The sequence below is a fragment of the Saccharicrinis sp. 156 genome (assembly GCF_050589685.1).
GTDB lineage: Bacteria > Bacteroidota > Bacteroidia > Bacteroidales > Marinilabiliaceae > Saccharicrinis.
The window spans coordinates 132,629-145,437 of sequence record NZ_JBNGOS010000002.1 but is presented as its reverse complement, the minus strand read 5'-3'; the positions used below and the strand labels follow the sequence as shown (position 1 = coordinate 145,437).

The 12,809-nt window shown below is 39.2% G+C and carries 6 protein-coding genes; 2 read left to right on the top strand and 4 right to left on the bottom strand.

The genetic code is table 11. The features are described 5' to 3' along the window. Positions 1-111: 111 nt before the first annotated feature. From ACRD64_RS01315 to ACRD64_RS01300, 4 genes are all read right to left on the bottom strand, one after another. Positions 112-1,617 (bottom strand): glycoside hydrolase family 32 protein, encoded by a 1,506-nt coding sequence (locus tag ACRD64_RS01315; RefSeq protein ID WP_430931344.1) that lies wholly within the window; start codon positions 1,615-1,617, stop codon positions 112-114. Positions 1,618-1,690: 73 nt separating this feature from the next. Then, positions 1,691-3,142 (bottom strand): GH32 C-terminal domain-containing protein, encoded by a 1,452-nt coding sequence (locus tag ACRD64_RS01310; RefSeq protein ID WP_430931343.1) that lies wholly within the window; start codon positions 3,140-3,142, stop codon positions 1,691-1,693. Between the two features lie 89 nt (positions 3,143-3,231). Beyond that, positions 3,232-4,968, bottom strand: coding sequence for a RagB/SusD family nutrient uptake outer membrane protein (locus ACRD64_RS01305; protein WP_430931342.1), 1,737 nt, complete (start codon positions 4,966-4,968; stop codon positions 3,232-3,234). Between the two features lie 19 nt (positions 4,969-4,987). Then, complete coding sequence (locus ACRD64_RS01300; RefSeq protein ID WP_430931341.1) at positions 4,988-8,191, bottom strand: SusC/RagA family TonB-linked outer membrane protein; 3,204 nt, start codon at positions 8,189-8,191, stop codon at positions 4,988-4,990. Positions 8,192-8,876: 685 nt separating this feature from the next. On the opposite strand from ACRD64_RS01300, the gene ppk2 reads away from it, so the two are divergent. Both ppk2 and ACRD64_RS01290 read left to right on the top strand, forming a co-directional pair. Continuing rightward, complete coding sequence (gene ppk2 / locus ACRD64_RS01295) at positions 8,877-9,707, top strand: polyphosphate kinase 2 (RefSeq protein WP_430931340.1); 831 nt, start codon at positions 8,877-8,879, stop codon at positions 9,705-9,707. A 195-nt stretch (positions 9,708-9,902) separates the two neighbouring features. Next, the gene (locus tag ACRD64_RS01290) at positions 9,903-12,758 is read left to right on the top strand and encodes a hybrid sensor histidine kinase/response regulator transcription factor (protein ID WP_430931339.1); all 2,856 of its coding nucleotides are present in this window, start codon (positions 9,903-9,905) and stop codon (positions 12,756-12,758) included. Positions 12,759-12,809: the final 51 nt, after the last annotated feature.

Below are 12,809 nucleotides of genomic sequence, written 5' to 3'. Positions count from 1 at the left end.
ATCAATTGACATTTACAATGCTCATATTACCATCTGTGGCAATTCATATTTTGTTCATAATTGAATCATACTGCAATTTCCAATATGTAAAATATTTGATTGCAGGTTTTCTTACTGCCAAATAGAGTTAAGAAAATAAAGTTGACCTCCTTTTAATCGAACGTTACCCCCTTTGTTTATCAAGTTTATTTTATTAAATGGTTCATGCGGAAAGAAATATTCAGTCATGACTACTTTACCATCTTGTGCAAACAATTCAACAGATGACACATCTATCAGCATTTTAATATCTAACAGTTCATCTTTAATGTCAAACGGAGCATAGTGTACTCCTGCAAAATCCGGGTGAAAATCAGATTCTCCAGCGTTGGTTCTATCAATAAAAAAGCGCTTTTCAATGTTATCATAACCAACTTCCAGCCTCTCTCCTAATCCATTAGTCAATTCCACCGCCACGTTCGATGCCTCTATAGAATCAAAGTCCAATTCAAGTTTCAGCGGTGCTTTGGACTTTTTACTTATTACCATTGAGCCTGAAAATTGACCACCTTTGATTACTTCTATTTTCCGGGTTAATTTATCTATCTCATCAATAGGTTTAGAGGTAAGAAAATATCCATTTTGACCACTGTTTAACTTAAGTTCCCTGGGAAAAGTTAGGTTGCCTCTCCACTTACGGGTTGGTGTTAGGTTATGATATCCGATACAGGTCATCCAACCTATAAATATTCTTCGCCCGTCTTCCTGAGGAATATCCGACCAGGTTACCCCTGCATAATTATCCTTACCGTAATCCATCCATCTGGTATTACTATCTTGTGCAATGAATGAGTCTCCATCAAAATCCCCCACGAAATATTGCGTGGCTGAACCTCCATTAGGACCACCCTTTACAATGCTTACTGTTAATACCCATTTGCATTCATCCTTGCCTAATACTTTTAACGGAAATAAATCAGGGCACTCCCAAACACTTTCGTGACAACCGATTTCCATCCCAAAATCACTTTCAAATGTCCATTGCTTTAGATTATCTGAAGAGTATATCTTTACCCTGTCGTTAGCAGCAAAAACCATGATCCATTTATCTGATTTGTCATGCCAGAAAACCTTGGGATCCCGGAAATCCTTTATACCAGGATTAACAACAACAGGATTATTCTTATATTTAATCCAAGTCCTTCCCTTATCTAAGCTATATGCAATCGCTTGACTTTGATTCTTAATTTTCCCTTGATTTTCTCCATCCATATCATGATAGGTGTAAGCAACTATTAATGGAGGATTTTCAGTGCTGCCAAAACCGGAGGTGTTGTTCCAGTCAACAACTGCACTACCCGAAAAAATATAACCTAAACTATCAGGATATAAAGCGATAGGAAGGTGTTTCCAATGCAATAAATCAGTGCTTATTGCGTGGCCCCAGTGCATGGGTCCCCAAATAGTGGTATCGGGATTGTGTTGATAGAATAAATGATATTCACCATCTAAATATACCAATCCATTAGGATCGTTCATCCAGTTTTCCGGTGGTGAAAAATGAATCTGGGGCCGATATTTTTCCTGATAATAACCGTTTACCGACATTTTGTCAACCGCATTATTTTTTCTTGACATACAACCAGTTATCAGAACGACTATCAGGACTATAACAATATTTTGGCAATGATATTTATACATTTATATTATATTAATGGGCTTTTGTTTCTATATTAGATACACTCCCGCCGTTAAAAACCACATTTCCTCCTTCTGCAAAGAGATATATTTGATTAAAATCAATTTTAGAATCAAACTTTTTAGTCATGCTCGCAAAACCATTCAGAGCAAACAATTCAACAGTATTGTTTGTAAGTATTACTTTTACATCCAGTTCTTTGGCATTTACAATAGTAGGAGCATAATAAATCTGACTTTGGGCGTCACTAGTATTTGAGTTTTGCAGAGCAATAAAAAAGTAACGTCTTAAATTATGATATCCTACAATTAATTTATCTCCTCTACTATTTTTTAAGATTACTCCAAAAACTTCTGCAAAGTCCAGATATTTACGATTATAAACATCAAAAGTGAGATTAATCTCTGTAGGCAATTTTACATCATTATCAAATAAAACTTCTTCTGTGAATTCTTTGCCTTTCTCCACCTTACCCTCTATTTTATCATTTTTAAAAGCAAAAGTTGGTTTTGATATCAGGTAGTATTGGTTATTTTCCTTGGTAAGAAAAAGGCTTCGTGGCACGGTATACGAATAACTGTCAGTATTTGAATTTTTCATGCAACCCATTAATATGGCACAATCTTTTTCTGCATGGTAACTGTAATTACCAACACCCAGATAAGTATCTGTTCCATAATCGAGCCATTGCCCAATGTTCTTGTGTGCAGTAAAAATAAAACCATCAAAGTCACCGGTAAAATACCTTGTTCCTTGACTTGCATTCGGTGCACCAGTGTCTCCGGTAATAAAAAGCACCCATTTCTTTTCGCTACTTTCCTCCACATTTACCGGAAAAAAGTCAATATTAGTCCATTCCCCTTTACGCTCATAAATTTCATTCCCATATTCACTTAGAAACTCCCAGTTTATTAAATCATTAGATGCATAAAACTGAATATTATAACCGGCTATAACAAGCATTATCCAACGTTGGGTTTCCTCATGCCAAAATACTTTTGGATCATTTATAGGATAAGAACCGTCGTTAACTATCATTGGGTTTTCAGGATGATCCTTCCAACTAAGTCCATTATCTGTACTATATGAAATATTCACAGCTTGCTTATCTTTAGATTCTGTATCGCCCGATATAGCAATCATAGGAGCGGTATCGCTTATGATTCCGGTAGTATTGTTATAATCAACCACCACCGATCCATCACCTTTTATATTCAAGAATGGCAGGTGTTCCCAACTTGTTAAATCGGTACTTGATGAATGGCCCCAACTAATATTACCACTTGCATTATTAGTCTGATAAAATAAATGATAAGCATTATTACAGTATATTAATTCCGTTGGAATACCAAGGTTACTGCCATCTCCGATTGAAAAATGAATATCGGAACCATCATTAACGTTTGGTCTTGAACAACTAAGCACAAGAACCGCTAAAACATATATAAATTGATGAATACGCATATTACAGACATAAAGATTCTTAAACCAAACTCAAGAGGAGTATTGAGTATTAGATACTCCCCTTGAATCCATACTAAAACTTCTCAGCTTTAGTAACCTACATTTTGCTCATAAAGGCCTTTTGTAAAATCAATTTCTTGCTGTGGAATCGGATAATATTCATCACGACCTGCTGTAAACTGGGCATCACTCAAGAAATCTCTTCTGGTTTTCTCCACTGCCAAATAGGCATTTAATGTTTCTTCGGCAATCCCCCAGCGAACAAGGTCGAAGAAACGAGGACTTTCCATCGCAAACTCTAATCTTCTTTCCCACTGCAACGCCATTCTTGCATTATCTTGTGTCCAAGCTAAATTAACCCCGTCGTATTGATCAATCAGGTAATTAGAAGCTGGTGTTCCATCAGCCAGTTTAGTGCGACCGGTACTTTGCGAAGCCCTGGCCCTGACCTGGTTAATTAAAGGCATGGCCAAATCGTGCTGACCCAACTCAATATAGGCCTCGGCTTGCATCAATAACACATCCGCATAACGGATAACATCAATATTTTTAGACGTTCCAATAAAGGGACCTTCCTTTTTGTAACATGAGCAATCTGCCGCTTGCTGCTCTTTCATACTTTGAAACCAACCATAAACACCAGGGTCACGAACCCAGCTATTATCGAAAATATATGCTTCTTGGTTACGATACTTATAAGGGTGACCATGTATTCCTACCGTATGATCGATACGTGGATCCATGGTTACACCCGTGGGTGTGATATCATCCGAACTAAGCTCTACACTATTAAAGGTTTCGAATTTAGGGAGGCCACTATCATCCGTGGAAAAGGCATTTACCAGGTTTTGACTTGGTGCGTGAAAACCGCAACACCCAAATTGGGTGGCACCATGTGGATAGTTCAGTCCTGTTACAAAACTTAAACGTCCAACTGCTGTTCCGTCACTGATAGAGAATTGAACTGCAAAAATCGATTCCGGGCCATTGTCATAACCATCCAGGAAGTTTTCTGCAAAGTCAGGTTGTAAACTATACATACCGGAGCTAATCACTTCTTGTGTTAGATCAACTACCTCTTGCAATCTAGAGGAATTTATACCAGTTACCTGATTGTTTTCATCCTGTTCGTAGGCTTGGTACAATCTAAGCTTTGCCAAATAGGCCGCTGCTGCATAATGGTTTGCCCTACCCACTTCAGGCTGCGACTCTGGCAAATTATCATAAGCATACTGAAAATCCTCTGCAATTTTGTTCCATAGCTCATCGTTGGTATAAACCTTGTTTGAGATTTGAAGAATCTCATCTTTGCTCAATCCTTCTTCTATATAAGGAACGTATTTAAACAGAATCTTCAACATAAAGTAAGCGTGGCCCCTGATAAATCGGGCTTCCCCTATCCGTACTTTCCGAAGTTCATAATCCTCGTCGCTTAATTGATTTAACGCAGCCAATGCTGAGTTGGCCCTGGAAATAACAATATAAAAATTTTCCCAGGTATAAGGGTGCATCCAAGCCTGATCGGGTTGGGTTAAATTATATTGCTCATAGAAATTAACATCAGCAACATCGGAAACACCACCACCACCTTTGTAGGCATCATCGGAACGTACACTGCCATAAACCCACATACTGGTCATAGGGCCAATCATATCATCGTTACCCACCGCAGCATATGCAGCCGTAACTAAACCATTTGCACTTTCTGCTGTAGGTGCCCCGGCAGAAACAGCCCCCTGGGGATCTACTTCTAAAATGTCTTTACACGAAGTAGCAGAAACAACTGCCAACATGTATAATGCGATATATATAAATTTTATTTTCATATCTAATATATTATTGTGTTTATAATGAAACATTTACACCAAAAGAATAAGTAGTTGGTACAGGAATAGTATTAACATCTAATCTTTCTGGATCCGGACCTTTGAAGTCTTTGGAGTCTATCCAAAATAAGTTATCTGCCATAAAGTAAACCCTTAGTTTTTCAAGTTTAATTTTCTCCACAAATGGTTGCTTGAATGTATATCCCAATTGTAAGTTCCTAAGTTTAAAATATGATGCGTTTACATTAAAATAGTCTGAAGATCTTGTTTCATTATTCGCATCGGATAAACTAAGTGCAGGGACTGAAGAATTTGGATTTTGAGCTGTCCAGGCATCAAATACACCAGGACCAACATTATCACGCCCCCTAATAAAATCATTATAAAACACATAAGGGTCAAAACCTGTTTTTCCTGCTACTCCCGAACCAAAAATGGATAAATCAAAGTTCTTATAATCAACATCGATCTTTATACTATATTCTAAATCAGGCAGTGTAGTTCCCAGGAAATCCTGATCTAAAGCATCAATTTTACCATCATCGTTTAGGTCTTTATACCGGATTCTTCCCGGTGCAGCTCCCACTTGGGTTGCATGCGCATCCACTTCTGCCTGGTTATTAAATATACCATCCGTTTCGTATCCAAAGATGGACAAGGCAGAGTGACCGATAATATCTTTCTCGGCGTTACCTGGGTATGCAGTTCGCACTTCTTCGGGAAGCTTGGTAATTTTATCCTTAAAATGGCTACCTGTTACCGTTAATGTATAGGAAAGGTCACCTTTGTCCTCCTTCGCCTTATGATAACTTAAAGCCAACTCCCATCCCTTGTTTTCTTGCGTAGCTCCATTTAACCACTGTTTTTGACCTTCTCCAACTGCGGATGCCACTGGAGGTTGTATTAGGATATCGCTTGTTTCACGAGTAAAGTAATCAAATGAACCGACAACTTTTGTACCCCATAGGCCAAAGTCTAATCCCAGGTTGATTTCTTCTGTAGTTTCCCATCTAACCCCCGGGTTAGCTGCCTGAACTGACACAAATCCTGAAGCCAGGTTGCCTGAATTGGAACCGGTAAGATCATAAGCTGAACCGATATTCCAGTATTGATCGAAGAATCCTACGTGACCAAACCCATCGATATCAGAAGCTCTTGTTCCATAGCGAGACTCAAATAAACCAAGGCTTGCAAAGTTACCTATGTCCTGGTTACCTACTCGTCCCCAACCTGCTCTAAACTTTAAATTGGAAACTACTTCCACATTTTCCATGAAATTTTCTTCCGTTAATCTCCAACCAAATGTGGCTGCCGGGAAGTAACCAAATCTATTATCCTCACCAAACTTTGAAGAACCATCACGACGCAAGGTAAAAGATGCCAGGTATTTATCCGAAAATGTGTAATCAATCTTGCCAAATTGAGAGAAAAGAGTGTTTTTCGTGCTATTTCCAAAGCTGTTACCATTAGTGGTACCTGCATCGAACACAAAATATTCTTCGGTTTGCGTAGCAAAATTCTCTTTATAAGCTGTAATTGAGTTAAAGGTTTCTTCTACGGATTCAACACCCAACAAAAACCTAAACCTATGGTTATCTACATCGAGTTTATAATTCAGAGTGTTAGACCAGGTAACGCTGGTTAAATCACTATTTGTTTGGGTCATGTTATTCACAGCTCTTGCAATAAATCCTTCGGTAAAAGCAGGTTCAATATCTTTGTCCTTAATCAGTGAATAATCGATACCTACATTTGTCTTGAAAGTAAGATCTTTGATCAGCTTCAATTCCGCAAAGACATTTCCGAATAAATACGAACGTTTCGTATTGTCCCATCTGTTGATATACTGCATATGTAATGGGTTATTACGGTCGGAATAACCTGAACCCAAAGGACCAGCATATTCACCCGTGTTAGTATACACTGGAATGGTTGGTGCCAAAGTAACAGCCAGACCGGGTGTGGGTGCACTACCTAAGTCGGGTGTTTCCAGTGTTTCATTTGAAGTTACCAAAGTTGTATTGATTCCTACTTTCAAACGATCTTCGAACATACTGGTTTGTGCATTTAATCGAGATGTAATACGATCATAGTCGGTATACTTTAACATACCTGTATTTTTGATATAACCAAGGTTCAACAAAACCGAAGAATTCTCGTCACCCCCTGATATTGTCAAGTCGTTGTTGATCACATAACCCGGTTGATACATTACGTCCTGCCAATCGGTATCACCTACTGGCACATTGGTATCTCCACCAACATAAGGTTGAACGGTAACACTATTCAATACCGGATTGTTAAAATCCCCGTTCCAGTCGAAATTATAAATTTCACCATAACCACTGGCTGGATCCACGCCATCATTAACCGAAGCTTGCCAAAGGGCTCTACCTCTATCAGCGGCATTCAACATGTCGAAACGCTGACGTTTTTCGCTTTGGATGGACAGGTTGGAGTTGAACTGGATTTTTACTTTTCCATCATTATTGGAACCGTTTTTCGTGGTTACGATCACAACACCATTGGAAGCACGCGAACCGTAGATAGAGGATGCGGATGCATCTTTCAACACCTGAACCGAAACAATAGAACCTGGACTGATTCCCTGGAATACCTCCGTACGTTTTGTTGGAACCCCATCTATAATGTACAAAGGGTTATTATCCCCCAATGTATTTACGCCTCGAATTAAAATACGGCTGTTTGAACCGGTAGGTGAACCTGTTTTTTCAATATACAAACCCGGAACCCTTCCTTGTAAAGCTTGCATCGGGTTACCCGAACTTAAACTCACGTTTTCAATAGACTCCATTTTTACCACCTCTACAGCACCGGTCAAATCCGCCTTTCGCATAGAAGAATAACCTGTTACGACCACCTGATCCAAATCCGTAGTTTGATCCATCATGGTAATGGATAATACAGTCATATTAGCTGTAACATCCATCACTTGACTATTCATACCCACAAAAGAGAATGTTACCGTTGAACCAACTGGTGCCTCCAATTTGAAGTTACCATCAATGTCTGTTATAGTACCTGTAGTTGTACCTGTAACTACAACAGTTACGCCCGGCAGCGGGCTTCCTGTTTGATCGAGAACTGTTCCTGAAACATTTGTTGTTTCCTGCGCCAAAAGTACCTGAGGAATCAACATTAGCATTATTAATGGTAGAAAAGCATTTCTACATCTTCTGCTAAAGCTTTCATTTTTTTTCATAATTAATCGTTTTAGAATACTTAACTGTTTTTATGACTATTAAATTCGCCTCATGCACTTGTTCATTTCATTCCAACTACAAATGACTTCTTTTAATAATCGTTAACACAAATTTATAGCCGTATGCAGGCAAGCGTTAGTAAAATTGTTACATAATGTTACAAAATGGTTACATGGATTGATTTTATTAAGGAGCAGTATGAAATATGTTACAATAATGTAACCTGTATTATATCGGCAATGGCCAGACCGAATAATATTTTTTAACAAATCCTTATATTCACGCCTCGTGGTCTGAGATCCGATAAACCTAGATGATTTATTAGAGGTACGTAATGAGCATGTAAAATACCATAAAACAAGGCGTTGCTGAAACAAGGTATAGCACCGCTCTGGTGAGTTGAAGCAACTCAGTAAAACGACTTGTTTTGAAGCAGTTGATTTGCGTAACAGGATTACTGATGCATATGGCGGGTTTAAAGTCGGACAAGTTGACCAAGGGTTCGTATATTTTAGAAATTTGAATTGAATGAGAGAAGACAAATTTATCTACAGGCGAATTCCAGAACCTCGATCGTACATGCACATCAAGGTGTCGAAACGGTAAATCACCCATACTCCTTTTGTAAGTTCCCACTTTTTTAGTAATTTAAAATCCTACTCAGAAAACAATCAATCGGGAATTATGGGAAATAACGACAAAAAAAAGAACGGCTCAGAAGCTATGTATTCGAAAAACGGCAGCTTGGATAAAAAATTTTATTTTAAAGAATTAGAGCGGCTTCAACTGGAACTTGTCAGGCTTCAAGAGTGGATCAAATACAAGGGACTTAAGGTGGTGGTGGTTTTTGAGGGAAGGGATGCCGCAGGAAAAGGGGGAGTGATTAAAAGGATAACACAACGTCTAAATCCCAGGATAACTAAAGTTGTTGCTTTACCTGTTCCTACAGAAAGGGAAAAGACCCAGTGGTATTTCCAAAGGTATATACCGCATCTGCCTGCCGCCGGCGAAATGGTTTTGTTCGACCGGAGCTGGTACAACCGAACCGGGGTTGAAAAAGTAATGGGGTTCTGTAACCAGAAACAATACGAAGAGTTTTTACGTTCCTGTCCCGAATTTGAGCGAATGCTGATCCGATCCGGAATTGTCCTTGTGAAATATTGGTTTTCGGTGAGCGACGAGGAACAGGAAAAACGTTTCCTGGAACGCATCCAAGATCCGCTTAAAAGATGGAAAATCAGCGAAATGGACATGGCTTCCCGTACACATTGGGTAGATTATTCCATCGCTAAAGACATGATGTTCAGATATACCGACACCAAGCAAGCACCTTGGTATGTGGTTGAAGGGGACGACAAGAAAAAGGCCAGGTTGAACTGCATAGCACATTTGTTATCATTAATACCCTACGATAAAGTACCGTACGATAAGTTGGAACTCCCTGAATTGCAAGACAAGGTTGGTTATATGCGTCCACCTAAAGACGAACAAACCCATATCCCGGAGCTTTATTAAGGATTTAACCAGCCCACAGCCGGCTGATATTAGGAGGCGGAGTGCGATGTATTTTAAATGCTTTGTTATAAAAACAAACGCTTCATTTTTAACAAACTATCTCATTGGATAGATGAAAGCACACCTGATTCCAGCATGTCAAGCCAAACATAGTCTTACCGGCCAAGGTTAATTTTCCTCGCATTTTAGCACTGAATGGATCGATATATCGGAGCACTTAAGGAAAGATTTGATCCGAAATTTTGTAATTTTGTAGAAGGAGAACATAACGTCATGTATAGAAACTACTTTCTGATATTGTTGATAGGGTTATTAACCTTTTCAACATCCTGCAAAAAAAAGAAAGACAAAACCATACACATCGGTTTTTCGCAATGCACCAACCAGGATGCTTGGAGGGAAACCATGAACCGCGAAATGCAGGTGGCAGCATCGTTATACCCCAATATTAAGCTTACCGTTTTAAATGCGGATGGTATCACGAAAAAACAATATATTCAAATCAGGCAATTGATAAATATGGATGTCGATTTGCTGATTATCTCCCCTAACGAATCGGAACCCATCACACCTATTGCCGAAGAAGCCTTTGATGAGCACATTCCTACCATTATTATCGACAGAAAGATAAGTTCGAAAAAGTACACCGCCTATATTGGAGCAAACAATTACCACATTGGTAAAAATGTTGCCGATTATCTTGGCAACCTGTTCAAAGACAGAAGGGAAATTCTGGAGATAAGAGGTTTGGATGAATCCAGCCCGGGTCAAGAAAGACATCGAGGGTTTATGGATGGACTTAAGCACTATCCCAACCTTGAGGTAACGGAAAGCATAGAGGGCGAGTGGCTGCATGAAAATGCTAAAAATTTGGCAGCTCCGCTTTTAAACGCTCAAAAATTCGATATTGTATTTGGTCATAATGATGTAATGGCCATTGGAGCACGCGAAGTTACACCTGAGGACAAAGCAGCAAATATGTTTTTTGTGGGCATTGATGCATTGCCTAATTTAGGTATGGAAAAAGTGAACGAAAACATACTTCAAGCTTCTTTCTTGTATCCTACAGGTGGTAATTTAGCCATTGAATTAGCCCTCAAAATATTAAATAACGAAGAATACGATAAAAACAACGAACTGGCTACCTCGGTTATAGATGCCGGTAATGTGAAGGTGATCAAACTGCAACAACAGCAGGTGTTGGACCACCAAAAAACCATTGACAAACAGATCTCAAGAATGGCTCAACAAGAAGAGGATTTTAACGACCAGCGGAGCTTGTTGAATATAACCTTGACAAGTTTGGTGCTGTTGGTGGTAGTTGCATTCTGGCTGTTCTACTATTTCATCCGCATCAACAAAAAAAATCATGAGCTGGCCCAAAAGAATGATGCCATCGAAAGACAGAAAAAAGAACTGGAGGAAAAAAACAACCAGATTCTTGAAATGAATAAAGAGGTAGAAGAAGCCACACAAGCCAAACTCAGCTTTTTCACGAATATCAGCCACGAAATCAGAACACCACTGACTTTGATTCAGGCTTCTGTAAACACCATGATGGATCAGTTCCGCCAGCTCCATCTTCCAACATCATTAATTAAAAACTTGGAGTTGATACATAGAAACTCGGACAGGCTCCTTCGCATTATCAACCAGCTAATGGACTTTAGAAAAGTAGAACTGGGCAAAGCAGGCTTAAGCGTAAGTAAAATAAATATTGTGGATGATTGCGAAAATATCTATCAATCGTTTATTCCCCTGGCTAAACAAAAAGAAATAAACTTTAGTTTTGATAAGGATGAAAACCGCTGTGATATATGGATTGATCAGGATAAGATTGACAAAGTACTTTTCAACCTCCTTTCCAATGCTTTTAAGTTTACGCCGCAAAATGGCGTTATCGTCATCCGGCTAAAAACCAACTTTCCCGATCATGTTTATGTAGAGGTTTCGGATAGCGGCCCGGGTATACCCGAAGAAAAAATGAAAACCGTATTTGAACCTTTCGTTCAACAGAATGAACATCGCTCCATGGGTACCGGAATTGGTCTTTCATTATCCAAAGGATTTGTGGAACTTCATCATGGGAAAATCGAGATCAATACGAGCAAGGAAGGCGGCAGCATATTTAAGGTAACCCTGCCAAAAGGAAAGGAACACTTTAAAGAAGATCAGATAATACCCATACGAGAACAGGAAAAAACCCGGAGTTACGATATCAATAGCAAGAACATACAGGACAGCGAACCTTTAATTTCCGGTGAAAGCCATAAAGAACATACTGTTTTGGTTGTCGAGGATGACATGGAGCTTAAACAATATCTTATCAATTTACTCAACGAACATTACTACGTCAAGAGTGCAGAAAATGGCAAGCAGGCCCTTGAAATGATAGAGCTTGAAAATCCGGATATGATTGTTACCGACCTGATGATGCCGGAAATGGACGGACTGGAAATGACCCAACGGATAAAATCCGGACTTGACACCTGCCATCTGCCATTGATCATGTTAACGGCGAAAAGTACCCAGGAACAAAAAATTGAAGGCATTGAAACCGGAGCCGATGCCTATATCGAGAAACCTTTTTCCCCCGAATACCTTTTGGTAAGAATACGTAGATTACTGGAATCCAGAAAAACACTTCAAGAATATTACCAACAACATATTGTGAGCCCGAAAATCGCCAACCATAACGGACAAAATTCGCTGGACAAGAAATTTCTTTCCGGTCTGATCCGGAACCTGGAAAGCAACTACAGCAATGCAAACTTTAGTGTAGAGGAATTCGGTCAACAATTAGGATTGTCGAGAATACATCTTTACAGAAAGGTTAAAGCCCTAACCGGTTTTACCCCATCCGAGTATATTAACAAATACCGTCTTAGAAAAAGCAAAGAATTCCTTTTAAACCAGGAAACCAATATTTCCGGCGTTGCCATGGAGGTCGGTTTTTCGTCGTCGGCATATTTCACCAAAAAGTTTAAGGAGGAATTTGGAGTTACTCCATCGCAGTATTTAAACGAGTCCTCGGTTGGCAGTTCACATTAGGACTGTACATTCATCTGACAACATAGTCAATTTATTGGAAGTGTTATATGC

What these genes read in the sequence shown, in the direction of transcription:
- ACRD64_RS01310 (WP_430931343.1), bottom strand. Translation starts at nt 3,142, where the DNA reads ATGCGTATTCATCAATTTATATATGTTTTAGCGGTTCTTGTGCTTAGT.
- ACRD64_RS01315 (WP_430931344.1), bottom strand. Translation starts at nt 1,617, where the DNA reads ATGTCAAGAAAAAATAATGCGGTTGACAAAATGTCGGTAAACGGTTAT.
- ACRD64_RS01290 (WP_430931339.1), top strand. Translation starts at nt 9,903, where the DNA reads ATGGATCGATATATCGGAGCACTTAAGGAAAGATTTGATCCGAAATTT.
- ppk2 (WP_430931340.1), top strand. Translation starts at nt 8,877, where the DNA reads ATGGGAAATAACGACAAAAAAAAGAACGGCTCAGAAGCTATGTATTCG.
- ACRD64_RS01300 (WP_430931341.1), bottom strand. Translation starts at nt 8,191, where the DNA reads ATGAAAAAAAATGAAAGCTTTAGCAGAAGATGTAGAAATGCTTTTCTA.
- ACRD64_RS01305 (WP_430931342.1), bottom strand. Translation starts at nt 4,968, where the DNA reads ATGAAAATAAAATTTATATATATCGCATTATACATGTTGGCAGTTGTT.